General features: G+C 65.3%; 24 protein-coding genes. 16 read left to right on the top strand and 8 right to left on the bottom strand.

What is annotated here, in order from left to right:
- Positions 1 to 162: 162 nt before the first annotated feature.
- Positions 163 to 948, bottom strand: a complete 786-nt coding sequence (locus tag ACT4OC_RS14500; RefSeq protein ID WP_444839679.1) for an SDR family NAD(P)-dependent oxidoreductase — start codon at positions 946 to 948, stop codon at positions 163 to 165.
- A gap of 270 nt (positions 949 to 1,218) precedes the next feature.
- Here ACT4OC_RS14500 and ACT4OC_RS14495 point away from each other — a divergent pair, with 270 nt between their 5' ends.
- The 6 genes from ACT4OC_RS14495 to ACT4OC_RS14470 all read left to right on the top strand — a co-directional run bounded on the left by ACT4OC_RS14495 (position 1,219) and on the right by ACT4OC_RS14470 (position 6,815).
- Positions 1,219 to 2,436: a CaiB/BaiF CoA transferase family protein gene (locus ACT4OC_RS14495; RefSeq protein WP_444839678.1), complete on the top strand. Its 1,218-nt coding sequence runs from the start codon at positions 1,219 to 1,221 to the stop codon at positions 2,434 to 2,436.
- Positions 2,433 to 3,209 (top strand): enoyl-CoA hydratase/isomerase family protein, encoded by a 777-nt coding sequence (locus ACT4OC_RS14490; RefSeq protein ID WP_444839677.1) that lies wholly within the window; start codon positions 2,433 to 2,435, stop codon positions 3,207 to 3,209. The genes ACT4OC_RS14495 and ACT4OC_RS14490 overlap by 4 nt, the downstream gene beginning before the upstream one ends.
- Positions 3,210 to 3,665: a MaoC family dehydratase gene (locus ACT4OC_RS14485; protein WP_444839676.1), complete on the top strand. Its 456-nt coding sequence runs from the start codon at positions 3,210 to 3,212 to the stop codon at positions 3,663 to 3,665.
- Between the two features lie 4 nt (positions 3,666 to 3,669).
- The gene (locus tag ACT4OC_RS14480) at positions 3,670 to 4,602 is read left to right on the top strand and encodes an HpcH/HpaI aldolase/citrate lyase family protein (RefSeq protein ID WP_444839675.1); all 933 of its coding nucleotides are present in this window, start codon (positions 3,670 to 3,672) and stop codon (positions 4,600 to 4,602) included.
- Positions 4,603 to 4,771: 169 nt separating this feature from the next.
- A complete protein-coding gene (locus ACT4OC_RS14475; protein WP_444839674.1) occupies positions 4,772 to 6,370 on the top strand; it encodes a GMC family oxidoreductase in 1,599 nt (532 codons plus the stop codon).
- Positions 6,371 to 6,377: 7 nt separating this feature from the next.
- Positions 6,378 to 6,815 carry a hypothetical protein gene (locus ACT4OC_RS14470; RefSeq protein WP_444839673.1) on the top strand — a complete coding sequence of 146 codons (438 nt, stop codon included), beginning with the start codon at positions 6,378 to 6,380 and terminating at the stop codon, positions 6,813 to 6,815.
- Between the two features lie 2 nt (positions 6,816 to 6,817).
- Here the strand turns inward: ACT4OC_RS14470 and ACT4OC_RS14465 are convergent, their stop codons facing one another.
- Positions 6,818 to 8,509 (bottom strand): FAD-dependent oxidoreductase, encoded by a 1,692-nt coding sequence (locus ACT4OC_RS14465; protein WP_444839770.1) that lies wholly within the window; start codon positions 8,507 to 8,509, stop codon positions 6,818 to 6,820.
- 272 nt (positions 8,510 to 8,781) lie between these two features.
- Here ACT4OC_RS14465 and ACT4OC_RS14460 point away from each other — a divergent pair, with 272 nt between their 5' ends.
- Together ACT4OC_RS14460 and ACT4OC_RS14455 are read left to right on the top strand one after the other, a co-directional pair.
- Positions 8,782 to 10,596, top strand: a complete 1,815-nt coding sequence (locus ACT4OC_RS14460) for a flavin-containing monooxygenase (RefSeq protein WP_444839672.1) — start codon at positions 8,782 to 8,784, stop codon at positions 10,594 to 10,596.
- A gap of 35 nt (positions 10,597 to 10,631) precedes the next feature.
- Positions 10,632 to 12,575, top strand: coding sequence for an alkyl/aryl-sulfatase (locus ACT4OC_RS14455; RefSeq protein ID WP_444839671.1), 1,944 nt, complete (start codon positions 10,632 to 10,634; stop codon positions 12,573 to 12,575).
- Positions 12,576 to 12,596: 21 nt separating this feature from the next.
- Here the strand turns inward: ACT4OC_RS14455 and ACT4OC_RS14450 are convergent, their stop codons facing one another.
- Entirely contained in the window at positions 12,597 to 13,664 is a 1,068-nt protein-coding gene (locus ACT4OC_RS14450; RefSeq protein WP_444839670.1) for a glycosyltransferase family 4 protein, read from the bottom strand.
- Positions 13,665 to 13,752: 88 nt separating this feature from the next.
- Here ACT4OC_RS14450 and ACT4OC_RS14445 point away from each other — a divergent pair, with 88 nt between their 5' ends.
- From ACT4OC_RS14445 to ACT4OC_RS14425, 5 genes are all read left to right on the top strand, one after another.
- Positions 13,753 to 13,941, top strand: coding sequence for a hypothetical protein (locus ACT4OC_RS14445; RefSeq protein WP_444839669.1), 189 nt, complete (start codon positions 13,753 to 13,755; stop codon positions 13,939 to 13,941).
- An 8-nt stretch (positions 13,942 to 13,949) separates the two neighbouring features.
- Complete coding sequence (locus ACT4OC_RS14440; RefSeq protein WP_444839668.1) at positions 13,950 to 15,713, top strand: ABC transporter ATP-binding protein; 1,764 nt, start codon at positions 13,950 to 13,952, stop codon at positions 15,711 to 15,713.
- Positions 15,714 to 15,766: 53 nt separating this feature from the next.
- Positions 15,767 to 17,959, top strand: a complete 2,193-nt coding sequence (locus ACT4OC_RS14435) for an amylo-alpha-1,6-glucosidase (protein WP_444839667.1) — start codon at positions 15,767 to 15,769, stop codon at positions 17,957 to 17,959.
- Between the two features lie 33 nt (positions 17,960 to 17,992).
- A complete protein-coding gene (locus ACT4OC_RS14430) occupies positions 17,993 to 18,481 on the top strand; it encodes a PRC-barrel domain-containing protein (protein WP_444839666.1) in 489 nt (162 codons plus the stop codon).
- Positions 18,482 to 18,569: 88 nt separating this feature from the next.
- The gene (locus tag ACT4OC_RS14425; protein ID WP_444839665.1) at positions 18,570 to 19,796 is read left to right on the top strand and encodes an MFS transporter; all 1,227 of its coding nucleotides are present in this window, start codon (positions 18,570 to 18,572) and stop codon (positions 19,794 to 19,796) included.
- Here the strand turns inward: ACT4OC_RS14425 and ACT4OC_RS14420 are convergent.
- The 4 genes from ACT4OC_RS14420 to ACT4OC_RS14405 form a co-directional block, all read right to left on the bottom strand.
- Positions 19,765 to 20,988, bottom strand: a complete 1,224-nt coding sequence (locus tag ACT4OC_RS14420; protein WP_444839664.1) for an MFS transporter — start codon at positions 20,986 to 20,988, stop codon at positions 19,765 to 19,767. The genes ACT4OC_RS14425 and ACT4OC_RS14420 overlap by 32 nt on opposite strands.
- Positions 20,989 to 21,092: 104 nt before the next feature.
- Positions 21,093 to 21,572, bottom strand: coding sequence for a cupin domain-containing protein (locus tag ACT4OC_RS14415; protein WP_444839663.1), 480 nt, complete (start codon positions 21,570 to 21,572; stop codon positions 21,093 to 21,095).
- A 143-nt stretch (positions 21,573 to 21,715) separates the two neighbouring features.
- On the bottom strand, positions 21,716 to 23,077 hold the full coding sequence (locus ACT4OC_RS14410; protein WP_444839662.1) for a dihydrolipoyl dehydrogenase family protein: 1,362 nt from the start codon (positions 23,075 to 23,077) through the stop codon (positions 21,716 to 21,718).
- A gap of 75 nt (positions 23,078 to 23,152) precedes the next feature.
- Positions 23,153 to 23,632, bottom strand: a complete 480-nt coding sequence (locus ACT4OC_RS14405; RefSeq protein ID WP_444839661.1) for a DUF302 domain-containing protein — start codon at positions 23,630 to 23,632, stop codon at positions 23,153 to 23,155.
- Between the two features lie 225 nt (positions 23,633 to 23,857).
- Between ACT4OC_RS14405 and ACT4OC_RS14400 the strand changes: the two genes are divergently transcribed.
- Together ACT4OC_RS14400 and ACT4OC_RS14395 are read left to right on the top strand one after the other, a co-directional pair.
- Entirely contained in the window at positions 23,858 to 24,142 is a 285-nt protein-coding gene (locus tag ACT4OC_RS14400; RefSeq protein ID WP_444839660.1) for a hypothetical protein, read from the top strand.
- Positions 24,143 to 24,224: 82 nt separating this feature from the next.
- Positions 24,225 to 24,941 carry a peroxiredoxin-like family protein gene (locus ACT4OC_RS14395; RefSeq protein ID WP_444839659.1) on the top strand — a complete coding sequence of 239 codons (717 nt, stop codon included), beginning with the start codon at positions 24,225 to 24,227 and terminating at the stop codon, positions 24,939 to 24,941.
- A 96-nt stretch (positions 24,942 to 25,037) separates the two neighbouring features.
- Here ACT4OC_RS14395 and ACT4OC_RS14390 read toward each other — a convergent pair whose 3' ends face one another.
- Positions 25,038 to 25,937, bottom strand: a complete 900-nt coding sequence (locus ACT4OC_RS14390) for a LysR family transcriptional regulator (protein WP_444839658.1) — start codon at positions 25,935 to 25,937, stop codon at positions 25,038 to 25,040.
- A gap of 163 nt (positions 25,938 to 26,100) precedes the next feature.
- Between ACT4OC_RS14390 and ACT4OC_RS14385 the strand changes: the two genes are divergently transcribed.
- A complete protein-coding gene (locus ACT4OC_RS14385; RefSeq protein ID WP_444839657.1) occupies positions 26,101 to 26,925 on the top strand; it encodes a 3-hydroxybutyrate dehydrogenase in 825 nt (274 codons plus the stop codon).
- The last annotated feature ends 12 nt before the right edge of the window (positions 26,926 to 26,937 follow it).

Here is a 26,937-nt window from a genome sequence, read left to right as displayed (position 1 = left end):
ACAAAAAATGCTGCGCCCGATATCGGAAAGTGTCAAGTTAGCCTTCTGATAGGTTCCCGGTGTTTTGCACCGTCAAACCTAACAGTCGGTTCCCTCCATTTTTGCGGCGCCGGCTGCCGGGCGCGTCTCCGCTGATTTCCGGATTTCAGATGTGCTTGCTTGCTATCGATCGTCGCGATTGGCCGGCGGCTGCGGCAGGCCGCCATAGGCGCCCCAGGTCGAGCCGGCGAGGAAGCCGCAGTCGACGGTCAGGTTGACGCCGGTGACGGCGCTGCTCAGCGGACCGAGCAGCCAGGCGATGGCCTGCGCCACCTCGATCGGCTCGACCATGCGGTTCATCGCGGCGTAACGCTGCATCAGCGCCTTGTTCATCGCACCCGAAGCGATGCCGGCTTCCAGCGCCGCGCTGCGGGTGAAGCCGGGCGACACCGCGTTGACGCGCACGCCGGCGCAGCCCCATTCGGCGGCAAGCGTCTGCGTGAGCTGGATGACGCCGGCCTTCGCCGCGGTATAGGCGTGGATCGGCCCCGACGTCATGCCGGCGACAGAAGCGACGTTGACGATGGCGCCATGGCGGCGCTGCGCCATGCGTACGCCGACACTGCGCGCCACCATGAAGGTGCCGCGCAGGTCGATATCGACCTCGCGGTCCCATTGCTCCATCCGCACCTTTTCGAGGCGGTGCATCTTGCCGAAAATGCCGGCGGCGTTGACGAGGCCGGCAATGGGCCCGTGCGCGTGCTCGATATCGGCGACGCCGCTGACAACGGCGTCTTCGCTGGCAACATCGAACGGCGCCGGCCACAGAATGGCGCCGCCTCCGATCGGCTCGGGCTTGATATCGACGACGACGACCTTCTTGCCTTGCTCGGCGAGCAGCGTTGCGGTCGCAGCACCAATGCCGCGGCTGCCGCCGGTGACGAGGACGATGCCTTCAGTGCTGCTCATGTCTGCTTCCTTGGCGAGCCTTCCGCCAACCCGTAATGGATGCGCCGCTTGACGTCACCCCCCGGGCTCTGAAATCGTCCTTTCGTCGTCGGCCGCTACCTGGAGCGTTTTCAAGCGAAGTGGATACCGGTTCGCGTGAAGAAAACGCGTCAAATCAAGAATCCAGAGCTTCGGTTCTGATTCAATCAGAACCGAAATGCTCTTGTTCAACGGCAACCATAACATCCGCGGGCGCCCCGGCGCCGAGCGGGGAGCGATCCGGGAGAACCCATGGCAAGCGGACCGAAACCGTCGCCGACGCACGAGGCGCCGTATCGGGGGCTGCGCGTGCTCGATTTCGGGCAGGGCATCGCCTCGCCCTATTGCGCCATGCTGCTCGGCGTCTACGGCGCCGACGTCATCAAGGTCGAGCCGCCGGAGGGCGATTGGTCGCGTTTTCTCGGCACCACCTATGGCGGCCACACCACGCTGTCGGCGGTCTATAACCGCGGCAAGCGCAGCCTTTGCCTCGACATGAAGCACAAGGACGGCATCGCCATTGCGAGGCGGCTCGCGAAGGAGAGCGACGTTCTGATCGAGGGTTTTCGTCCCGGCGTCGCCGCGCGCCTCGGGCTCGGCTACGAGGACTTGTCGCGCGACAATCCCGGCCTGATCTATCTTTCCATCAGCGGCTTTGGCCAGAGCGGGCCGTATTCGAAACGCCCGGGATCCGATTCGGTGGCGCAGGCATTCTCCGGCCTCGTTTCGGTCAATCCCGGCAATGACGGCCTGCCGCATCGCGTCGGCACCACGATCTCCGACGTCGTCACCGGCGTCTATGCCTTCCAGGCCATCGCCACCACGCTGTTCGCGCGCGCCGCGACCGGCACCGGACGCTGGATCGACGTCAACCTGGCGCAATCGACCGCCGCGCTGCTCGGTCACAAGGTCGCCGAGCACGTGCTTGAGGGAGGTAGCCCGCGCGCACTCAACGTGCCCGCGGGGACCTACCAGACCGGCGACGGCTGGATGATGGTGACGCTGGTCAACGAGGCGCAATACAAGCGCCTGTGCAGCGCCATCGGCCGCGAGGACCTCGCCGCCGATCCGCGCTTTGCCGATTTCGCTTCCCGCGCGGACGCGGTGGACGCACTGATTCCACAATTGCGCGAGGTCTTCCGCAACGATCCGACCGAAGCATGGCTGACACGTCTGCACGCCGCCGACGTCATCGCCGAGCGCATCCATAACCCGAGCGAATGGCTGCGCAGTCCCCATGTCGAGGCGACCAGGGCTGCCGTCTGCCAGGATACGCCCGGGGTCGGCCTCGTCTATTCGCCGCGCACGCCGGGCATTGCCTCATTCTCCGAAGACGACTTGCGGCCCGCACCCGATATCGGGCAGGACAGTGTCGAGGTGTTGCTGGCGGCCGGTCTCGACCGTAGCGCCATCGACGATCTCATCAAGGCCGGCGCGGTGCGCCAGGCCAATGAGGGAGGCGGGGCATGAGCTCTGATCTGGTTCGCTATTCCGTCTCCGGCGGCATCGCCGAGATCATGCTCGACCGCGCGCCCGTCAACGCGCTGAGCATGCCGCTGATCGACGCGCTGCTCGCGGCGCTGGCAAAGGCGAAGGACGACGATGCCGTCAGCGCCGTGATCGTCGCCAGCGCGCACAAGGTATTTTGCGCCGGGCTCGACCTCGACATCGTCAGGGGCAAGCCCGGCATCGAAACCAAGAAGTTCCTCGAGCGGCTCTATTTCGCGCTCAACGACACGCAATACCGCATGGGCAAGCCGACCATCGCCGCCATCGACGGCGCGGTGCGTGCCGGCGGCATGACGATTGCGATCTCCTGCGACATGATCGTCGCCGGCGACGCCTCGACCTTCGGCTACCCCGAGATCGACGTCGGCCTGATCCCGGCCATCCATTTCGTGCAATTGCCGCGGCTGGTCGGCAAGCACCAGGCGTTCGGCCCGCTGTTCCTCGGCGATCCCTTCGATGCCGCAACCGCGTTCCGCATGGGCCTGCTCAGCGAGGTGGTCCCCAAGGGCACCGCGCTCGACCGCGCCCGCGAGATCGCGCGGCGGCTCGCGGCGAAGTCGCCGATCGTGATGAAGATCGGCCGCGACGCCTTCATGCGTGCGGTGGATGCCGATTTCCGCCGCTCGGTCGAGAACGCCGCCGAAAGCTTTGCGCTGGTCGCGACGACCGAGGATTGCCAGGAAGGATTGAATGCGTTCGTCGAGAAGCGGACGCCTGCTTACAAGGGGCGCTAGATGGCCGGACTTTATTTCGAGGAGTTCACGGTCGGGCAGGAATTCCACCACGAATTCTCCCGCACCGTCACCGAGATGGACAACACCATGTTCAGCCTGCTGACCATGAATCCGCAGCCGCTGCATATCGATGCGGATTTCGCCGGGAAGACCGAGTTCGGCCAGCGGCTGTTCAACAGCATCTATACGCTCGGCATCATGATCGGCATGAGCGTCTACGACACCACGCTCGGCACCACCGTCGGAAATCTCGGCATGACGGAAGTGAAGTTCCCCAAGCCCGTGTTCCACGGCGACACGCTGCGGGCGCACACGAAAATCATTTCCAAGCGCGAGAGCAAGTCGCGGCCGGGGCAGGGGCTGGTCGAGTTCGAGCACACCATGACCAACCAGCGCGGCGAGGTGGTGGCGAGCTGCCGCCGCACCGGCCTGATGCTCGGCAAACCGAAGGCGTGATGCGATGCGTTCGTTCCTGTTCGTTCCCGGCGACAGCGTCCGGAAATTCGAGAGCGCCAAGAAGACCGTGGCCGACGCGCTGATCCTCGATCTCGAGGATTCCATTGCGCCGGAGGGCAAGGTCGCCGCGCGCGGCATCGTCAGGCAGATGCTGGATGCGCGCAATCCCGCGCAGAAGATGTACATCCGCGTCAACGCGATCGACACCGGCATGACGCTCGGCGACCTCGCCGCCGTCATCCCGGGAAGGCCCGACGGCATCGTGCTGCCGAAATGCGCGGGCGCCGCCGATGTCAACACGCTCGCGCTCTATCTCGACGCCTTCGAGGTGGCATCGGGTATCGAGCTGGGCACGACGCGGATCGTCACGGTCGCCACCGAGACCGCGCGTGCGGTGCTGAAGCTGATGGATTTCGAGAACATGAGCCCACGGCTGTGGGGCATGATGTGGGGCGCGGAGGACCTCGCGGCTTCTCTCGGCGCCTCGCGCAACCGCACCGACGGCCGGTTCGCTTCGCCCTTCGTGCTGGCCCGCGATCTCTGCCTGATCGCAGCCGCTGCCGCTGGTGTCGTTCCCATCGACACCATCGCCGCCGACCTCGACGATCTCGAGGGACTGAAGGCCGAGTCGATCGCCGCGCGGCAGGACGGCTTCCTCGCCAAGGCCGTGATCCATCCCAAGCACGTCGACATCGTCAACGCCGCCTTCATGCCGACGGACGAGGAGATCGCCTGGTCGGAACGCGTGGTCGCGGCGTTTGCCGGCAACCCTTCCGGCGTCGTCAAGCTGGACGGCAAGATGCTCGACAAGCCGCACCTGCGCGCCGCGGAGAAGATCCTGGCGCAGCGGGGGGCGGTGAGGGGAATCGCCGACGGCGCGTCTCACTCACTGTCGTCCCGGCGAAGGCCATGCGTTCGTCGGGACGAAGGGGAGTGAGATGCGCCAGCAGCGCCGCAACACGAGTCCACCGCATTTCCCGCATGGCGGTATCGATTTCGGCCGGCTTTACTCGCCGTCGCTTCTCCCCTTATCGTCTTGCGCGAGCCGGTCGCCCGCCAAGCGGCGACGGCAGGGAGCAAGGCGATGGCCGGGGCGGTAAGCAAGCATGAACGATCCCGTTGACGTCCTGATCATCGGCGCCGGCGCCTCCGGCGCTGCGGTGGCTTGGAGCCTTGCCGACACTAAGATGCATATCCTTTGCCTCGATCAGGGCGGCTGGATGAATCCGGCGGAATATCCCAGCACGGGGCGCGACTGGGAGGCGAAGTTCTACGGCGACTGGTCGACCAGTCCGAATATCCGCGGCCGGCCCGAGGACTATCCGATCAACGACGACAATTCGCCGATCAAGGTGGTGAACTTCAACGGCGTCGGCGGCTCGACGGTGATGTACACCGCGCACTGGCCGCGGTTGCATCCTAGCGATTTCAAGGTGAGGACGCTGGACGGCGTCGCCGACGACTGGCCGATCGATTACGACACGCTGACCCCGTTCTTCGAGGAGAACGACCGGATGATGGGCGTGTCGGGCCTGTCGGGCGACCCGCGTTCGCCGTTGACGCATCCGCCGATGCCGCCGCAACCGCTCGGACTTTCCGGACCGCTGATCGGCAAGGCCATGAACAAGCTTGGCTGGCACTGGTGGCCGTCGGACACCACGGTCGCGACAATGGACTACGAGGGCCGCGCGCGCTGCATCAATCTCGGCCATTGCACGCCGGCCTGCGCGCAAGGAGCGAAAGCCTCGACCGACATTACCTATTGGCCGCACGCGATCCGCGCCGGCGTCGAGCTCAAGACGCATTGCCGCGTGCGCGAGATCCTGACCAACGAGCACGGCATGGCCTCCGGCGTCGTCTATTATGACAAGGACGGCGTCGAACAGTTCCAGCCGGCCGAGGTCGTCATCATCGCCTGCAACGGCGTCGGCACGCCGCGGCTGCTGCTGAACTCGGTCTCCGGCCGCTTCCCGAATGGCCTCGCCAATTCATCCGGATTGGTCGGCAAGAACCTGATGTTCCATCCCTACGCACAAATCTACGGCTTCGTGAAGGAGGTGACCGACTCCAACCGCGCGCCGCCAACCTGCCTCTGGAGCAAGGAGTTCTACGACACGGATCTGACGCGCGGCTTCGTCCGCGGCTACGGCATCCAGTTCGGCCGCGGCGCCGGGCCTGTGTTCGAAGCCGTCGCGAGCGAACAGAAGGGCATCCTGCCGTGGGGCGCGGACCATCACCGCGTGTTCCGCAAGCTCAACGGCCATCGGCTCGCGGTATCCGCAATCTGCGAGGATCTGCCCGAGGAGCACAACCGCGTCACGCTCGATCCCGTGTTGAAGGACGGCCACGGCATCCCGGCGCCGAAGATCGACTACACGATCAGCGAGAACAGCCGCAAGATGATGGATCACGGACTGGCGCGCGGCCGGGAAATTCTCGAAGCTGCCGGCGCCACCGATATCTGCATCAACGACCCGATCCCGTGGGGCGGCTGGCATCTGCTCGGCACCGCCCGGATGGGCACAGATCCGGACCGCTCCGTGGTGAACGAATGGGGCCGCTCGCACGACGTGAAGAACCTCTTCATCGTCGACGGCAGCGTGTTCGTCACCTCCGGCGGCGTCAACCCGACCTCCACCATCCAGGCTATCGCGCTCTACATCGCCGACCAGATGAAGCAGCGCCTCGCCAATCTCTTCGACTGAGGAAGCGATGTCTGATTTGACCGAGGCCCAGCGCGACGATCTCCGCACCATTGCCGCGATAATCATTCCCGCCAGCGACGAATATAAGGTGCCGGGCGCCGACGATCCCGCCATCCAGGCCGACATGTTGATGACGCTCGGCCGCGACACCGAACTGGTCGCGAAGGCGCTCGATCATCTGGCGCGGCTGGCCGGCAAGCCGCTGGCGGTGCTCGATGCGGCGAAGCGGGACAGCATCGCCCAGGAATTCCGCGCTACCGGCGGCCCAGCCGCGGCGACGCTCGTCCGCGTCGTGCTGCAATGCTACTACCGCGACGACCGCGTGCTGCGCTCGCTCGGCCTCGAGCTGCGCGCGCCGTTCCCTGGCGGTTACGTGCTGGAAGACGGCGACTGGTCGCTGCTCGATCCCGTCAAGGCGCGGCCGGTGAGCCTGCGCCGCGCGTGAGGTTACGTTCGCCCCGCCAGATGCTTGCCCGCGATATAGCCAAAAGTCAGCGCCGGCCCGAGCGTGATGCCGGCGCCGGGATAATTGCCTCCCATGATGCTCGCCATGTCGTTGCCGGCGGCATAGAGGCCCTCGATCACCTTGCCGTCGGCGTCGAGCGCCCGCGCATGCGCATCGGTCTTGATGCCGGCATAGGTGCCGAGATCGCCGACCACCATCTTGATGGCGTAGTACGGCCCGCTCCCGATCGGCGCGACGCAGGGGTTCGGCCCGTGCAGCGGATCGCCCTGATAGCGGTTATAGGCGCGCGACCCCTTGCCGAAGTCGGGATCGCGTCCCTCGACGGCATTCCTGTTGAACGCCGCAACCGTCGCTTCCAGAGCCTTGGCATCGATCCCGGCTTCGCGCGCAAGCTCCGCCAGCGTGCCGCCGCGCTTGAGATAGCCGGTCTTGAGGTGATGGCCGAGCGGCATCGGGAAGGGCGGCACGCAGCCGAGACCGTATTTGCGCAGCGTCGCGTGATCGCAGATCAGGAAAGCGCAAATCTCTTCGCCCGGCTTTGCGGCCTTCACCATGCCCTGTACGAAGTCGTGGTAGGAGTTTCCCTCATTGGCAAAGCGCTTGCCCTCGCGCGTCACCGCGATCACGCCGGGCTTGGCGCGGTCGATGAAGTGCGGCATCACGCCCTTGCTGCCGTCCTTGCGCGTGGTGATGGAGACCGGCACCCACGCCGCGGCGTTGGGCAGGGTATCCTCGATGCGTCCGCCGGCGGTTTCCGCCAGCCGAAGGCCGTCGCCGGTGTTGCCGACCGGGCCGGGCGAGAAATGCTCAGTGCCGGTGGGCGCGTGCGGGAACATCGTCTTGCGCCTGTTCACATCATGCGGAAAGCCGCCGCAGGCGAGCACGACGCCGCGCCGGGCGATGACGCGGATGCGCCGGCCATCTCGTTCGACGATCGCGCCGCGCACCGCGCCGTCCTCGACGATCAGCTCGCGCACGGGACTGGAGAGCCACAGCGGGATATTCAGGTCGAGCGCGGACTTGGCGAGGCGCCCCGCGAGCGCATTGCCGTTGGTCAGCGTCATGCCGCGGCCGTGGCGCATCACATCCATGAAATGCTTCGACAGGCGTCTTGCGACGTAGATCGCCGAGGTCAGCGACTTCGTCGCGCGCATGAAGTGGACGATGTCCTTGCCGGATCCGAGCATCATGCCGAACACGGTGAGCTCGGGCAGCGGCATGCCGATATCCTCGATCAGGGGTCCGAGCTCGCGCCCGTCGAACGGCTGGGTCACCATCGAGCGGCCGCCCTGCGTGCCGCCCGGCGCCTCGGCGTGATAATCAGGAAAGGTCAGGGGCATGTCGAAGCGCAGCGCAGTCTTGCCGATGAAGAAGTCGACCGCTTCCGGGCCTGTCGCGAGAAAGGCATCGACCCGGGCGGCATCGAAGCTGTTGCCGGCCTCGTGGCGCAGATAGGTCCGCGCGGCTTCCGGGCTTTCGACGATGCCCCAGTCGCGCGCCAGAGAAGTGCCGGGTATCCACAGCCACCCTCCGGAGCGCGCGGTGGTGCCGCCGAATTTCGTCTCCTTCTCGACGATCACGACCTCGAGGCCGTGATGTCCGGCGGTGACCGCCGCCGCCATGCCGGAGCAGCCGGAGCCTGCGACCAGCACGTCGCATTCATAGGTGTCCATTTCGTTGCTTGTCACGCAATCTTCCTTGGGAATTTGAGACCGCTTCTCGCGGCCGGGCGGCCGCATCTGGCCGGGAGCGATTGTTGTAAGCGGAAGCGGCGCTGTCAATTGCCGGGCCGCGAGCCAGGGTCTACCTGCCGCGCGAATGCTGTTGGGCCTGCCGCGGCACCGGGCCGTCGAAGCGCCACTGCCGAGCGCTGCGGCGGTTTGGCGGTCCTCCCTGCTTGGGCCATAATGGCGCGACGGCCGACTTCGCAACGAGGCGCTTTCCAATGACGATGACGGATCAACCTCTCGAGACCGCCTTGTTCGACAAGGACTGGCTGCGCAGGAAATATCTGGACGAGCGCAACAAGCGGCTGCGTCCCGATGGCAACGACCAGTACCTGCAGATCAAGGACCAGCTTGCCCACTATCTCGACGATCCCTATACGCCCGTCGCTCCGCGGGAGTTGAAGAACGATCACGTCACCTTTGCCTTCATCGGCGGCGGCTTTGCCGGGCTCGTCACGGCGGCACGGCTGGTTGAGGCCGGCATCCGCGATGTCCGCATCGTCGAAAAGGGCGGCGATTTCGGCGGCACCTGGTACTGGAATCGCTATCCCGGCGCGCAATGCGACACCGCCTCGATGGTCTACATGCCGCTTCTGGAAGAGACCGGCCACATGCCGTCGGAGAAATATGCGCATGCGCCGGAAATACTCGCGCACTGCCAGCGCATCGGCCGGCAATTCGGCCTCTACGACAACGCGCTGTTCCATACCCAGGCCGTGAGCCTCGAATGGGACGAGGCGAAATCGCACTGGCTGATCCGCACTACGCGGGGCGATGCCTTCACGGCGCAGTTCGTCGGCATGGGTACCGGGCCGCTGCACGTGCCCAAGCTGCCCGGCATTCCCGGCATCCAGTCGTTCAGGGGGCACTCGTTCCACACCAGCCGCTGGGACTACGGCTACACCGGCGGCGATCCATCGGGCGCTTTGATGGAGAAGCTTGCCGACAAGCGCGTCGGCATCATCGGCACCGGGGCGACCGCCGTGCAGTGCGTACCGCACCTCGCCCGCGCAGCCAGGGAGCTCTACGTCTTCCAGCGCACGCCGTCCTCGGTCGACGTCCGCGACAATGCGCCGATCGATCCGGATTGGTTTGCGGAGATCGCAACGCCCGGCTGGCAGCAGCGCTGGCTGGAAAACTTCACCGCCAACCAGGCCGGCGGCGCCGCCGAGGTCGATCTGGTGCAGGACGGCTGGACCGATCTGAACAAGCGCATCCGCGCCAAGATCATCCAGTTGCCGCGCGAGCAGCGAACGCCGCCGAACATGCTCGCGGCGTTCGAGGAATCCGACTTCGAGAAGATGGAGGAAATCCGCGCGCGCATCGACACCATCGTCAGGGATCGTGAAACCGCCACGAAACTGAAGGCCTGGTATCGCCAGCTCTGCAAGCGGCCATGCTTTCATGATTCCTATCTTCAGGCGTTCAACACGCCTGGCACGCATCTGGTCGATACCGACGGCAAGGGTGTCGAGAAGATCACCGCCAGCGGCGTCGTCGTCGCGGGCAGGGAGTACCGGCTCGACTGCATCATCTACGCTTCGGGATTCGAAGTGGGCACCGAGTACAGGCGCCGTGCCGGCTTCGATTTGAGCGGTCGCGGCGGCGCGAAACTGTCGGACTACTGGTCGGAGGGCATGCGCACCAAGCACGGTATTCACGTGCATGGCTTTCCGAATGCGTTCTTCGTGCAGCCGACGCAGGGCGCCAATCTCATTTCCAACGTGCCGCATAACCTGACCGAGGCGGCCAGAACCATCGCGACGATTGTCAGCCATGTACGGACCATCGGTGCGAAGGAGATCGAGGTCGCCAAAGAGGCCGAGGATCGCTGGATCGAGCTTCTCTTGACCGGCGCCGGGCGAATGATCGGCTCGCAGGATTGCACGCCCGGCTATTACAACAACGAGGGTCAAGAGCCGGGTCCCGCGGCCAAGCTCAATGTCGGCCATCCCGCGGGCGCCTTGGCCTATTTCAAGTACATCGACGCGTGGCGCAGCAATGGCCAGTTCGAAGGGATGGAATTCCGCTGATCGTGGCGACGAAGAGATTCAAGGGGAGCCAGAGTATGACCCAGACTGCCACCGAGATGCCCACGGAACTGCCGAAGGACGCGTCCCCGTTCGTCATCGCGCAGCACGAGGCGACGCTGAAGGCGCTGCCGTTTTCCGATACGCGCGATTTCGACGATGCAGCGCGCGGCTTCCTCGGCACCATCGACAACGCAAGGATAACCTCGGCACAAGGCAGGCTGGTCTGGAGCCTCGAGCCCTATGCGTTTCTGAATGAGGAGAAGGCACCGCCGACGGTCGATCCCAGCCTGTGGCGGCAATCGCGCCTCAACATGAACCACGGCCTGTTCGAGGTCGTGCCCGGCGTCTACCAGGTGCGTGGGCTCGACATCGCCAACATGACGCTGATCGAGGGCGACACCGGCGTGGTCGTGGTGGACACGCTGACCTCGATCGAGGGCGCGCGCGCCGCGATGGAGCTCTATTTCCGGCACCGCGGCAGCAAGCCGGTCACGGCCGTCATCTTCACCCACACCCATACCGATCATTGGGGCGGTGCGCGGGGCGTGCTCGACGACGCGGCGCTCGCCGGAGGCAAGGTGCCGATCATTGCGCCGAATCTCTTCATGGAGCATGCGGTCTCCGAGAACATCATCGCCGGGCCGGCGATGCTGCGCCGCGCGCAATACCAGTTCGGGCCGTTCCTCGCCAAGGGCGTTCGCGGCCATGTCGATTGCGGGCTCGGCAAGACCATGGCGGCCGGCGCCGTCGCACTGGTGCGTCCCACCGATCTCATCATCGCGACCGGCGATACGCGTGCGATCGACGGGCTGGAATTCGAATTCCAGATGGCGCCGAACAGCGAGGCGCCGGCGGAGATGCACTTCTATGTGCCCCGCTACCGGCTGCTCAATCTTGCCGAAAACTGCACGCACAATTTCCACAATCTGTTGCCGTTCCGCGGCGCCGACGTGCGCGATGCGCTGGCCTGGTCGAAATATCTCGGCGAGGCCCTGCAGATGTGGGGCGGCAGGGCGGAGGCGATGTGCGGCCAGCACCACTGGCCGGTGTGGGGCAGGGAGCGGATCGACACCATGATCCGCCAGCAGCGCGATCTCTACAAGTTCGCCCATGACCAGACCATCCGCCTGATGAACCACGGCCTCACCGCCGCCGAGATTGCGGAAACTATCCGCCTGCCCAGGAGCCTCGACGGCGCCTGGCACGGCCGCGGTTACTACGGCCACATCCGGCACAATGTGAAGGCGATCTATCAGAAGTATCTCGGCTGGTACGACGCCAATCCCGTCAACCTCGATCCGTTGCCGCCGGTCGAGAGCGGCAAGAAATACGTCGAGTACATGGGCGGCGCAGACGCATTGCTCGCCCGTGCACGCCAGGACTTCGGCAAGGGAGAGTTCCGCTTCGTTGCGCAGGCCGTCAGCCATCTGGTGTTCGCCGATCCCGACAACCAGGCGGCGCGGGCGCTTCTCGCCGACACCTTCGAGCAACTCGGCTATGCCGCCGAAAGCTCGACCTGGCGCAACGCCTATCTGTTCGGCGCCCAGGAGCTGCGGCAGGGCATGCCGAAGGCGCCGCCGCGCGCGGCGATGCCGCGCGAGACGCTGGCGGCGCTGCGCACCGAACAATTGTGGGACGTACTCGGCGTCCGCCTCAACGGACCGAAGGCCGAGGGCAAGCGCATCGTGCTGAACTGGAGTTTCACCGATACCGGCGAGACCTTCGTCCTCAATCTCGAGAATTCCGCGCTGACCTATGTCGCCGGCGCGCAGGCCGGCGATGCCGATGCCGGATTCACGCTGGCGCGCAGCGTGCTCGACGAGGTGATCGCCAAGGTCACCGCGTTCCCGGATGCGGTCGGTGCGGGCAGGATCAAGGTCGCCGGCAATCCGCTGAAGCTCGGCGAGTTGATGATGCTGATGGACGAGTTCCCGCGGATGTTCGAGATCGTCGAGCCGAAGCGAACGCCGGTCGCCTGACGCGCGCTGCGGCGAGCTGCGCTATTCCGCGCTGCTGACGAGCTTCATCCGAGGCTCGGCTTCCTCCATGAGGCCGCGATACGCCGCAAGGTAATCGAGCGCCATCCGGCGCGCGGTGAAGCGCCGTTCGAATACCTTGCGGATATCGCCGCGGTCGAGACCCGCCAGCCGGTCCACGGCGGCGACTGCGCTAATCTCGTCCTCGACGACGAAGCCGGTAACGCCATCATCGACGATCTCGGCGACCGAGCCGCGATTGAAGGCGATCACGGGTGCGCCGCAGGCCATCGCCTCGATCATCACGAGGCCGAACGGTTCGGGCCAGTCGATCGGTACCAGCAGCCCGATCGCGCCGCTCAGGAAGTCGGATTTTTCGCGGTCGCCGATCTCGCCGATGTACTCGACCAGCGGGTTGCTCTCGATCAGCGGCCGGATCAGCTCGTCGTAGTAATCCTGGTCGGCACGATCGACCTTTGCCGCGATCTTGAGCGGAATGCCGCATCGCGTCGCGATGCGAATGGCGCAGTCGATGCCTTTTTCCGGCGCGATCCGGCCGAGCACGCCGAGATAGGACGGCTTGACCGGCCCGGGCGTCAGCAGGTTTTCCGGCAGGCCGTGGTGAATGGTGCGTATCCAGTTCGCCTGCGGCACAGGCCGCCGTTGGGCATTCGAGATCGAGATCACCGGGGCCTTGAAGGTGTGGAACACCGGCTGATGCTCCGGCAGGTCGAGCCTGCCATGCAGCGTCGTGAGGAACGGCGTCGGTTGCCGCTGGAACAGCGAGAACGGATAATAGTCGAGATGGAAGTGCAGGAAGTCGAATTCCTCGTCGTCACATTTGCGGCGGACGCGTTCCAGCATCACGATATGCAACGCGTTGGGATCGCGCACCGCGCCATCCAGCCGCAATGCCTTGGGCCAGGTTGCCTCGAGCTTCGCCGATGTGCGCGAATCGCCGCTGGCGAAAAGGGTGACTTCGTGTCCGAGTGTTACGAGCTCTTCCGTCAACCAGGAAACGACCCGCTCCGTGCCGCCGTACAGTTTGGGTGGAACAGCCTCCGTCAGCGGGGCAACCTGCGCGATGCGCATCTCTGCGTCTCCTGTCGATACATGGGTGAAGACAGCCCCCAGCAGGCCCTGTGATATGCGGGAACGTTTTCGCACGTGCGAGGTTCCCTTGACTGCGCCGATCTTTCTTCCTTCACGCTGCGGTCTCGCTGATGCCATCTCGCACAAGCAGATTTTCGACAAACCGGATGCTGCAGCAATGTTGCGCGGCAACGGCGCAGTGCCGCTGGGCGGAACGGCGAGTCTTCACATAGTCGTGCGCGCGGAAGAACTTCGCGTTCGCCATCAACAGGCTTAAGGGCAATCATGCAGGATCTTTCAGGATATGCGCATCGACCGGTTTCATTCGTGCTGCGCTATCTCCGCAAACGTATGGCCGCCCATTTGGTCATATTCGCTGCCGTTGTTCTTGCCGTTGCCTGCTCGGTGGGCACGCAATATGGCGTCAAGAATCTCGTCGATCGGCTCTCCGCGGGACCTTCCCACGCAAATGGCGTATGGCTGGCATTCATCATCCTCATATCGCTGATCGCGGCCGACAATCTGCTGTGGCGGGTGGCGAGCTGGATCGCGAGTTTCACTTTCGTCGGCGTCACCGGTGATCTGCGACGCGACTTGTTCCGTCATCTCACCGGGCACGCTCCCAGCTACTTCTCCGAGCGGTTGCCGGGCATGCTGACCAGCCGGGTCACGGCCACTTCGAATGCGGTCTTCACAGTTGAGAACATGATGATATGGAACGTGATGCCGCCCTGTATCGCGACGATCTCCGCGCTTCTGCTGATTGGAACCGTCAGCCCCGCGATGGCAGCCGGACTGATCGCGGTTGCCTGCGCGATGGTGTTTGCCATGTTTCGCTTTGCGGCGGCTGGAAGGTCCCTGCACGATGACTTTGCCAGCAAGGCAGCAGCGGTGGATGGCGAGATGGTCGACGTCATCAATAACATGCCCCTGGTGCGTGCCTTCGGCGGCTTCGGCCACGAGCACGACAGGTTCGACACCACGGTGAGCCGCGAGCTAACGGCGCGCGGCCGCAGCCTTCGCTACTTGGAAAAGCTTCGGCTGACCCACGCGGCCGTCACCGTCGTGCTGACGATTGCGCTGCTCGCCTGGGTGGTTTCGCTTTGGCAGCGCGGGGCTGCGACCACGGGGGACGTCGTCCTGGTATGCACGCTGGGGCTCGCCATCCTCAGCGCCACCCGCGACCTTGCGGTGGGGCTCGTCGACGTCACCCAGCATTTCGCCCGCCTCACCGAGGCGGTTGCGACGCTGCTGCAGCCGCATGAACTGATCGATCATCCCGAGGCCTCGCCGCTGGCGAAGCGCGGCGCCTCGATCGATCTCAGTGATGTCTCCTTCCGCTATCCGAACGGAGCCCACGTCTTCGAGAAGTTCAGCCTCCGCATCCCGCCGGGACAGAGGGTCGGACTGGTCGGCCGGTCCGGCGGCGGCAAGTCGACCGTGTTTGCGCTTCTGCAACGCTTTTACGACGTCCACAACGGCAGTATTGCCATCGACGGCCAGGATATCTCCAGGGTCACGCAGCACAGTCTGCGCGAGGCGATCTCGGTGGTGCCGCAGGACATCTCGCTGTTCCATCGCTCGATCCTGGAGAACATTCGCTACGGCCGGCCGGGTGCCAGCGACGACGAAGTGATGGAGGCGGCCGTCGCCGCGCGCTGCGACTTCATCGATCATCTGCCGCACGGCATGGCGACGATCGTCGGCGATCGTGGCCTCAAGCTGTCGGGCGGCCAGCGCCAGCGCATCGCCATCGCGCGCGCCTTCCTCAAGGATGCGCCGATCCTGCTGCTGGACGAGGCGACCGCGGCGCTCGACTCCGAGTCGGAGGAGGCGATCCGCGAGGCGCTGTCGCGCCTTGTGCGCGGGCGCACCGTCATCGCCATCGCCCATCGCCTGGCGACGCTGCGCAATTTCGACCGCGTCGTGCTGCTGCAGGGCGGCAAGATCCTCGAGGACGGCGATCCCGACGTCCTGCTGCGGGGCAGGGGGCCTTACCGCGAATTGGTCGCACGCGAGATGGGCCGCCTCGCCGTGAATGCGGCCTGACGTAACGGCGTTGTGCGTGTTGCGTGGAGATGAATCAGCCGCTCGAGGTCGCGATGGCATCAGAACCCTTAAGTCAGATTCGTCCGGTCGAGCAAGCCGTGGAATCGCCGTTCTACATCCCGATGACCGGGCCGGCGACGCGTCCGCGGCGCTCGCTGAAGCACGACGACACCTTTATCGTCCTCGACAGCCATGGCGACATCGGCGCCTCGGCCGGTGGCCCCGATGGCTTGTTCAACGCCGACACCCGGTATCTCGCCCGGCTCGAAATGATGCTGGACGATGTCCAGCCGCTGCTGCTCGGCTCCAACTTGCGCGATGACAATTCAGCGTTGACCGTCGACCTCACCAATTCCGACGTCTATCGGGGCGGCCGCCTGATGCTGCAGAAGGACACGCTGCATCTCGTACGCACGACCTTTCTGTGGCGCGGCACGGCCTACCAACGGATCGGTTTGCAGAACCATGGCGAACGGACGGCTCATTTCGATCTGACACTGCTGTTCGACAACGATTTCGCCGATCTCTTCGAGGTGCGCGGCGAGCGACGGCCAAGGCGCGGCGTGGGCACGAGCAAGCTCGCGGGGCCGGCCGACGTCGTTCTCGAGTATCGCGGGCTGGACGGCCAGGGCCGCTTCACTGTGCTGCACTTCGACCCGCGGCCGACACGGCTTTCTGTAAATGCCGCGACCTGGCATTTCGATCTCGCGCCGAAGCAGCGAGTTTCAATGTCCGTCGCCGTTTCCTGCAACAAGCCGTTTGTGGGCAAATCGGAGCCGTTCTTCCGCGGCTTGCTGTCGCATCGGCGCGAGATGCGGCGGCAGACGGCCGGCGCCGCCACCGTCGAGACTTCGAACAATATCTTCAACGAGGTCCTGAGCCAGGCCATGGCGGATCTGAACATGCTGATGACGGACACGCCGCAGGGCCGTTATCCCTATGCCGGCATCCCCTGGTACTCGACGACCTTCGGCCGCGACGGCCTGATCTCGGCGCTGCAGATGCTATGGATCGATCCGCGCATCGCCGGCGGCGTGCTCAGACGGCTGGCTCACTTCCAGGCGACGGCGACCGATCCGCTCGCCGACGCCGACCCCGGCAAAATCCTGCACGAGATGCGCGGCGGCGAAATGGCCGCGCTGCGCGAAGTGCCGTTCGCGCGGTACTACGGCAGCGTCGACTCCACCCCGCTGTTCGTGCTGCTGGCCGGCCTCTATGTCGAGCGCACCGGCGATGAAGAATTGTTAGCCACGTTGTGGCCTTCGATCGAGGCGGCGTTGCAATGGATCGACGGGCCCGGCGATCCCGACGACGACGGGTTCGTCGAATACCGCCGCGCCAGCGAGCTCGGCCTTGCCAATCAAGGCTGGAAGGACTCATTCGACGCCATCTTCCACGCCGACGGCCGGCTCGCCGAAGGTCACATCGCGCTGGCCGAGGTGCAGGGCTACGTATTCGCCGCGAAACGGCTGGCGGCGCGCTGCGCCTGGCGCCTCGGTCGTCTCGACATGGTGCGCAAACTCGAGGCGGAAGCGCAGAAATTGGCCGAACGTCTCGAAGCCGCTTTCTGGTGCGACGAACTCGGTACCTACGCACTGGCACTCGACGGCGACAAGGAGCAATGCCGCGTTCGCTCGTCCAACGCCGGGCAGCTCCTCTTCACCGGCATCGTGCGCGAGGACCGCGCCCGCCGCGTCGCCGCCGATCTGATGAGCCGGCGCTTCTACTCCGGATGGGGCATTCGCACGATCGCGCACGGCGAAGCGCGCTATAATCCGATGTCCTATCACAACGGCTCGATCTGGCCGCACGACAACGCGCTGATCGCGCTCGGCTTCGCCCGCTACGGCCTGAAGCACTCGGTCGCCCATCTGTTCGAGGGCCTGTTCGATACCGCAAGCTACATGGACCTGCGGCGATTGCCCGAACTGTTCTGCGGCTTCCGGCGCGAGCGCAAGCGCGGCCCGGTGCTCTACCCGGTGGCCTGCGCGCCGCAGGCCTGGTCGAGCGGCGCCGCATTCACGATGCTGGAAGCGGCTCTCGGCCTCGAATTCGACGCCGCCCGCGGCGAGATACGCCTGCGCGATCCGCGCTTGCCGGCGTTCCTGAACGAGGTCGTGCTGCGCGATCTCAAGCTTGGCGCGTCCAGCGTCGATCTGCGCCTGCGGCGCCATGACGAGGAAGTCTCGCTCGAGGTGCTGCGCACGCGCGGCCAGATCCAGGTGTCGATCGTGCTGACGCACTGAGGCGGCGCGGTCTCGAAGAGAAGGGGAGAGCGTATGCGTACAAGTTGGTTGATCGCCGTATTGGCCGTGGCGCTCGCCACGTCCATCGGCGCATGGGCTCAGGGCGAGACGGCCGGGCGCGGCACCGCCCAGGATGTTCCGAAGCAGGACGTGGCAAAGGAGCCGAAACCGCCGCCATCTGTCACGGTCATAGGGGCGCGCGACGCGCACGGCATCCTCGGGCGCGAGGTCCGCAGCGCGGCCGACGAGAACATGGGCCGCGTCGTCGATGCCATCGTCGACCGCGACGGGATGGTCCGCGCCGCGGTGATCGATTTCGGCGGCTTCCTCGGCGTCGGCAGCCGCAAGATCGTCGTCGATTGGCGTGCGCTGCGCTTCGGCGCCGTCGCCAACAAGAAGGACAGCATCACGTTGGAGCTGACCAAGGACCAGGTGAGCAAGGCACCCGAGTACAAGGAGGATCGTCCGGTCATCGTGCTCGGCGTCGCGGGCAGCCTGCAGCCCTGGGAATTCGATCACTAGAGAGGATCGCGATCCGGTGGCGCATTCGTTCCATTTGATCGCAAGGAATGATGACGACCGTCGCGAGCGGCCGGCCACGAGCGCCGTTGTGCCGCTTCCGGTAGTGGCACGGCCGCCGCCGTCGCGGGAGAGCCAGCGCGGGCTCGACTGGTTCATCTTCTTCCTGGCCGACGTGCAAACCGGCTTCGGTCCCTTCATCGCGGTGTACCTGACCACGCAGAAATGGACCCAGGTCGAGATCGGTTTTATCCTGTCAATCGGCGGCATCGTCGGCTTGCTCGGGCAGATGCCGGGCGGCGCGATCGTCGATGCTGCGCGCTCGGAACGGGTGGTGGCCGGATTTGCCGTTGCCGCCATCGGCATGTGTGCGCTCGCCTATGCATTGTGGCCGATCTTTCCGGTGGTGACCGCCGCGGCGGTCCTGCACGCGATGGCGAGTTGCGTGCTGGGGCCGGCGATCGCCGCCATCAGCCTTGGCCTCGTCGGCCCGCTCGCGATCGGAGAGCGGCTCGGCCGCAACGCGCGCTTTGCTTCGCTGGGCAACGGTTCGGCTGCGGCGCTGATGGGCGCATGCGGATACTACATCTCCAATCGCTCCGTCTTCCTGGTTACGTTCCTCCTCGCCATCCCGACCCTGCTGGCGCTGTGGCGCATCCGCGAACGGGAGATCGACATCGTGCAGGCGCACGGCGCCATTCCGCGCGATACGCCGGACGAGAAGGCGACCAGCATCTTCACTCTGATCCGGCAGAAGCCCTTGTTGATCTTCGCCGGCAGCATCCTGCTGCTGCAGCTTGCCAATGCTGCCATGTTGCCGATCATGGCTGGCGTCGTCACCACGCGGTCGAGCCAGTGGGCGCCAGTCCTGATCGCGGCCTGCATCATCGTGCCGCAAGCCATTGTGGCTCTGATGTCACCGACCGTCGGGCGCAAGGCGCAGGCTTGGGGTCGGCGGCCGTTCCTGCTGATCGGGTTCGGCGCCCTGGCGATCCGCGGCACTCTGTTTGCGACGGTGACCGATCCGTACGTGCTCGTCGCGGTGCAGATATTCGACGGCATCACGGCCGCGGTCTTCGCGGTGATGATCCCGCTGGTCGTCGCCGACATCGCGTTCGGCAGCGGTCACTTCAATCTGACGCTCGGGATCATCGGCACCGCCACCGGCATCGGCGCCTCGCTCAGCACGGTGCTTGCCGGTTACATCACCGACAAGCTCGGCAGCAACGTCGCCTTCTTCGGGCTCGCCGGCATAGCGGCAACCGGATTGCTGCTGATCCTGCTCGTCATGCCGGAGACCCGGCGGACGGCGGCGTGACAACGAGGCGGGTCGTCAGCAGCGCTGCCGCCGCGAGCGCTGCGCCGACGCCGGCGACGCACGCCGCCCAGCCGAAGCGGTCGAACAGCTGACCCAGCACCGCGCTGCCGGCGAGGCCGCCGAGGAAATAGCAGGCCAGATACGTGCCGCTGGCGACGCCGCGATTGTCGCGGGCGGCTTGTCCGACGAAGCCGGTGGCGCACGCCTGCGCAAAGAAGGTGCCGACGCCAACCAGCACCATGCCGGCCAGCACCTCCGCCAGATGCGCGGACAGCATCAGCGGCAGCCCGACGACGGCAATTGCCAACGCCGCCCAGATCGAGGGCCGTGTTCCGAAGCGCGCCACGGCCTTTCCGGCGAACAGCGTCGTCACCACCGAGGGTGCGAAAACGAAATAGACGAAGCCGAGATCCATCATGCCGAGATTGAGCGGCGGGCGCACCAGCACGAAGTTGACGAAGGTGAAGGTGCCGATGAAGGCGAACAGGATGCAGAAGCCGATGGCGAAAGCGGCGCGAAGCTGGGGGCTGCGCCAGTGCGCCAGCATGGCGGCGAACGGCGTTTGATCAGCCGGCATCGCATGCATCGGCTGCACGCGCTGAATCGTGAAATAGACCAGCACGGCGCCGGCAAGATTGAGCGCCGCAAAGAAATAGAAGTTCGATGCCAGGCCAAGGCCGTCGGCGACCGCCGCCGAAATCAGCCGGCCGACCAGATTGCTGGCGACATTGCCGGTGATGTAGGCGGCAAAGGCGCCGCCGGCGTCCATCGCGCTGCATTGCTCGCCGAGATAGGCCAGCGTCAGCGCAAAGGCCGACGCCATGCAGAGTCCCTGGGCGACGCGAAGGATTGTGAAGACCGTGAGGTCCGGCGCGCTGGCGAGCAGCGCGGTCGGCACGGCGAGCACGATGAGGCTCACCAGAATGCCGAGCCGGCGGTCGATATGCGGACTGAAGAAGCCGACGACGAGACCGGCGATCGCCATGCCCATGGTGCTGGCGTTGACGGCAAAGCCCATTGCCGCCGGCGTCACGCCGTAATGCCGCGTCAGCGACGGCAGGATGGCCTGGGTCGCGAACAGGTCGACGACGGTGAGGAAGGCGGTGAGCCCGATCACCAGCGAACGCAGCACCAGGCCCGGCGAGTGGCCGTGCATGTCGCTAGCTTTGATTGATGCTACAAGGTCGCTCATGGGACCTCTCCCGAAAAGGAAGGGATGTGACGCCCGGGCGTGTGGGGCAAACACGGGGGATCCCGGTGCGTCACATCCCTATAACGAGCAGGGGCAGGGGCTCGTTACATGTGCTTGTCGTGCGGATCCTTGCGGATATCGCCGACATAGAGGATGACGGTTTCCTTGCCGAGGTTCTTCCACCAGTGCGAGGTGCCGGCCACTTCGGGACGGATGTCGCCGGCCTTGTGCACGATCGGGTCGGCGCAGTTCGAGGCATACTCGACGATGTCGCCCTGCTGCACGTAGATCAGCGCCGGACGGTCGTCATGGCTGTGCCAGGGCACGATGCCGCCGGGCTCGATGGTCAGCTTGCGGAAGCGCAGCTCACGATCCTTGATGCTGGCCGGTTGCTTTTCCAGGTTGATCGAGCCGAGCGTGACGTCGGTAACGCCGACCGGCTTGTAGTCGACCTTCTCGCGGACGTTGGGCTTCATCTTGTCCGCCGGGCATTCGCCGGCGAAGGCCACGGGTGCTGTGGCAACGGCGCCTGCGATCGTCAATGCGGCGAGAAGCGGATGCGAACTCTTGCTGGGCTTGGACATGTCGTTATCTCCTTTGGCCGTGTTGGCTGTGTGGCCCCGGCCCCAAAACTGATCTGGCCGGCTACCGCACCAATTTCGTTGAAGAAGCTTCAAGAAGGAAATGCCGGATGGCTTTGGGTTCGATAGCGAAGCGCTATTTCCACTCACGCGTGTCCCAGCATGTGCTTGATGTCGGATGCGAAGGTCGGATAGGCATAGACGCTTTCCCGGATCTGCGTCGCGGTGATGCCGAAGCGCATCGCAAGCGCGAAGATGTTGACGAGCTCCTGGCCGGCATGGCCGACGAAATGGGCGCCGATGATGCGATCGGTGGTCTTCTCGACGATCACCTTCGACCACGCCACCGTCTCCGCACAGGTGCGGGCGGAGAACCAGTCGAGCATGTCGTTGACATGGATGTCGGCCGCGAGACCCTTCTGTCGCGCCGCCTTCTCGGTGAGGCCGACGGCGGCGAGGGTGGGCACGGTGTATACCGAGCTCGCCATGCTCAGATAGTCGGGTCCGTATTTCGGCCCTTCGACGATGTTGCGGCCGACGATGTCGCCCTCGTAGGTGGCGATCGGCGAAAGCTGCGGCGAAGTCGGTACGGCGTCGCCGCAGACATGGACCGACGGATTCGAAGTCGATCGAAGATGTGCATCGACCGCCACGTGGCCGTTGGCATGGGAGACACGGCCGGCTTCGAGGTCCAGTTCATCCACGTTGGCAACGCGTCCGGCACCATTGACGACGCGCTCGGCCTCCAGCGCCTGCTCGCGACCTTCATGAACGAAGGTGACGCGAAACCGGCCGCCGAAGGGCTCGATCTTGCGCACGCTCACATTGGTGCTGACGCGAATGCCGATCCGCTCGTTCTCGCGCTGCAGCTGCGCAACGGCGTCGGCGTCCATCGCAGGAAGCAGTTGCGGCAGTGCCTCGAGTATGGTGACCTCGGTTCCGGCGCGGGCGTAGACGTGACCGAATTCCAGCGAGATGACGCCGCCGCCGATGAAAACGACGGAGCCCGGTAACCGGCGGTCGCTCAGCATCTCGTCTGACGTGATCATGTGCTCGGCACCCGGAATCGGCAGCGGCCGCGGCTTCGAGCCGGTCGCAATCACGATGTGCTTCGCTTCCAGGGTTCGGTTGCCGACGCGGATCGTGTTCGGGCCGGCAAACGCGGCCTGTCCGGCGATCACCTCGACCTGCCGCTTTGCCATCGCGCGCGCCAGGTTGGCCGGAATGCCCCGGATCATGTCCTTCTCGCGGTCGATCAGGGCGGCCCAATCGAGCTTCGCCTTGCCGACGGCGATGCGATGCACCGAGGCCCGCTCGATCTCGTGCAGGGCGTGACCGGCGGCAACCAGGATCTTCTTCGGCGTGCAGCCGCGGTTCGGGCAAGTGCCGCCGAGATCGCGCGCCTCGACCATGGCGACCGACATGCCGGCGCGTCGCACCGGGCCCGTGACGCCGATGCCGGCGTTGCCGCCGCCGAGGATCGCCACATCGAACTTTTCCAGACTCATCGGTTCATCTCCCTGCCGGATGCGGGAAGGCCGCGGTCGTGCCGCGGCCTTCACCATTGGCGCTCGTCGCCGGCATCATTTGCTGGCGATCGTCGAAGTGATGGAATTGACTACGGTCGTCGCCATCTTGAACTGCGCGACGCGATCCCCGATGTTGTGGCGCCTGGCGATCCATTCGAAATCGGTCCACACCGCCCAGACATCGCCGTTGTCGTCCTGGGTCAGGAGCAGCCGCACCGGCCAGTCGAGGCCGGCGTTCGGATTCGAGGTGATGAACTGCGTGCCGAGCGGCGCGTTGCCGAACACCAGCAGCGTCGAAGGCCGCAGCCTGATGCCTGCGTCGGCGGCGAGTTTCGACTGGTCGATCTCCGAGAAGAACTTGATGCCCTTGGCGGCGATATCCGCCTTGATGCGCGCGATCGCTTCCTGCATCGGCACTGCGCTCTTGACGCGGACGATGCCGTCATCGCTGTCGGCCCGGGCCGAGGCGGCGCTCATCGCCAGCAGGGCGGCGAGTGCCAGGGAAGCGCAGAGGCGGCTGAAGCGGCGGATCATGGGTAACTCCTGTCCGTTGGCGGGATGCGTGGCGTTCAGGATGCCGTCGCGGCGATACGATATGAAATGCGAATGCGCTCTCGTTGCGATAGCGCCCCGCTATCAGGCGCTCGATGCTTCCGGGCTATCGAACCCATTTGGGATCGGTATTTTCTAACCGCGCCGGTCGGCGGTTTGATGGGAACTGCGCCCGATCGGCGGGCGTCCAACCTTCGAGGAGCCCCAATGAGCCACCTGTCCAAGACCCTGATCGCCGCCGCGGCGCTCGCCGCGATCGCCACCACCGCCTTCTCCCAGGGCGCCTGGGAATTCAAGTCGGGCATGGCCTACATGTACGGCGGACCTGGCAAGATGAACGCCATGGCCATGGCCGCCGGCGAAAAGAACCACAATGCCATGATGAAGCACGCCACCAAGGTGCCGGCCAACACCACATTCTTCATGAGCAACGGCGAGCTCTATTCCGTTTCGGGTACGCTCGACCCGACCGGCAATTTCTATCGCAACTGACGGTCCAAGCGACGCCGCGCCGCCCCTTGCGGGCGGTCGCGGCTCGAAAATATGATAACATTCGAACATGCCGGAGCCGAACATGACGCAGTTGACGCCTGCCAATGCCGATCGTCTGCGAAGCGCCTTCCTGCAATGTCGCGACATGGAAGGCACCCTGAGCGAGCAGCTGGAGGCCTATGCCGCGGCGGGACGCGAGATCTTTCCGGCCTATGGCGAGGCGGTCGACCGGCTGGTCGAGCGGATTCAGGAAAATGGCGGTGGCGAGAATGCGCCCCGTCCGGGCGAGGCCATGCCGCCTTTCATGTTGCCGGACGATACGGGAAGACTGGTCACCCTGACCTCCCTGATCGCCAGAGGGCCGGTCGCCGTGATGTTCTTCAGGGGGCACTGGTGCCCGTACTGCCGGCTCAACGTCCGCGCGGTGATCCAGGCGATGGATCGCATCAAGGCGATGAATGCGCAGGTCGTGGCCATCATGCCGGAGCTGCAGGAGTATGCCGAGAAGTTCAAGGCGGAGTCCGGCGCGCCGTTTCCGGTGCTGACCGACCTCGACAACGGTTATGCACTCTCGCTCAATCTTGCGATCTGGCTCGGCACCGAGATACAGCGGCTGTTGTCCAACCAGAATCTCGCCGGCTTCCACGGCAATGACGGTTGGCTGCTTCCCATACCTGCCACTTTCGTGATCGGGCGCGACGGCCTGGTGAAGGCGCGTTTCGTGGATCCGGATTTCCGCAGGCGGATGGAGATCGACGACCTGCTCGCCGCGCTGCGGAGCGCGAGCGAGGAGGGGTAGCCTCTTCCGTCATTGCGAGGAGCGAAGCGACGAAGCAATCCATGCTGCCGCTGACGAGGCATGGATTGCTTCGCTTCGCTCGCAATGACGGATGATTTACCCGCCCGCATCCTTGGCCAGAAACTGCTGCCAGTCCGCGCCACGCAATATCCGCATCACCGCCGATGCCACCGCTGTCCGTTCGCGGCCTGCGACGCCGTAGAGATGCACGGTCCGCCGTGCGTCCAGCCCGTCGACCGTCCGGCGCTTCAGCGTCTTCGGCATGGTGGCGGTATGCGGCACCACGGCGACGCCGATATCGGCCTCGATCAGCTCGATCAGGTCGCGCTCGGAGCAGATATCGTGCTTGCGGTCGACACCGAGGCCATGCTCGCGCAGTGAATCGTCGATCCGGTCGGCATGCTCGCAATAGCGGCGCGACAACAGCTGTTCGCTCCGCAGGTCCTCCAGCTCGACGGTGTCGCGGCTCGCCAGGGCATGATGGCCGTTGACGACGAGCTCGAAGCCTTCGGTGAATAGCGGCCAGGCGTCGAGGCGATCCCAGTCGCTGCCGAGCTCGGCGGCGATGCCGAGCTCGGCTTCGCCGTTCTTGAGGTATTCGCCGACCTGCCGGCTGTCGCCGCGCAGGAAGCGGAACTCCAGCCGGTTGAACTGCCGCTTGATCTGGTCGAGATATGGAATGAGCAGCGACAGGTCGATCGAATGCGTCAGCGCGATGCGCAGCGCGCCGACCTCGCCGTTCTTCAGCGATGCCGCCAGCGATCGTGCGCCGCTTGCCGCCTCGAAGCATTGTTGCAGCAATGGCTGCATGCGCTGGCCAAGCTCGGTCAGTTGAACCGGCCGCTCGCGGCGAAACAGGTCGCCGCCGAGCTCGGCCTCGAGCTGCTTGATGGCGCGCGTCAGGGATGGCTGCGCGACGTTGCAGTCGTCGGCCGCCTTGGTGAAATTCAGCGTGCGCGCCACGCTGAGGAAATATCGCACCTGGTGCATTTCCATGATCGTGCCCCGATCTCAGGTGGCCGCCAAGCTAGCCGACAAGGCACTGAATTGACAGGGAAAGTGCAATAGCGGGCGACTATGGTTTCGGGAGGCAAAGGGTATTTCTCTTATCATGGCCGGCCCGCCAGATTGGCCCGACATCACGCCAGGAGGGCCAGTCATGAATATCCAGGTAAAGACGCAAGATGCCGCCGCCGCGCGGCCGCTCGCCGGCAAGGTTTCGCTCGTCACGGGATCGACCAGCGGCATCGGACTCGGCATCGCGCGCGCGCTGGCAGAAGCGGGCTCCGCAGTGGTGCTCAACGGCCTCGGTGCCGCCGCCGAGATCGCCAAGACCCGCGAGCGGCTTGCCGCCGACTTCGGCGTCAAGGTCGGCTATTCACCAGCCGACATGACCGATCCCGCTGAGATCGCGGATATGGTCGCTGCGGCGGTTGCGGAACATGGCCGGCTCGACGTGCTCGTCAACAATGCCGGCATTCAGCATGTCGCGCCGCTCGAGCAGTTTCCGGTCGAGAAGTGGGACGCGATCCTCGCGATCAATCTTTCCTCCGCCTTCCACACGACGCGCGCGGCGCTGCCGGCGATGCGCAGGAACAAGTTCGGGCGCATCGTCAATATCGCCTCCGCGCACGGCCTGGTCGGGTCGCCCTTCAAGGCGGCCTATGTCGCCGCCAAGCACGGCATCGTCGGGCTCACCAAGGTGACCGCGTTGGAAACGGCCGAAGCCGGCATCACCTGCAACGCGATCTGTCCGGGCTATGTCTATACCCCGCTGGTCGAGGCGCAGATCGACGGCCAGGCCAAGGCGCACGGCATTTCGCGCGATCAGGTCATTCGCGACGTGCTGCTGGCGCAACAGCCGAACAAGCACTTTGCCAGCGTCGAGGAGCTCGGCGCGCTCACGGTGTTCCTCGCCAGCGAAGCGGCCGGCTCGATCACCGGCATTGCGCTGCCGGTCGATGGCGGCTGGACGGCGCACTGAGAGGAGCGGGCG

Origin of the sequence: Bradyrhizobium sp., assembly GCF_052389815.1 — a bacterium.
GTDB lineage: Bacteria > Pseudomonadota > Alphaproteobacteria > Rhizobiales > Xanthobacteraceae > Bradyrhizobium.
The sequence above is the reverse complement of the archived record's forward strand: the minus strand, read 5'-3'. Positions and strand labels throughout refer to the sequence as shown.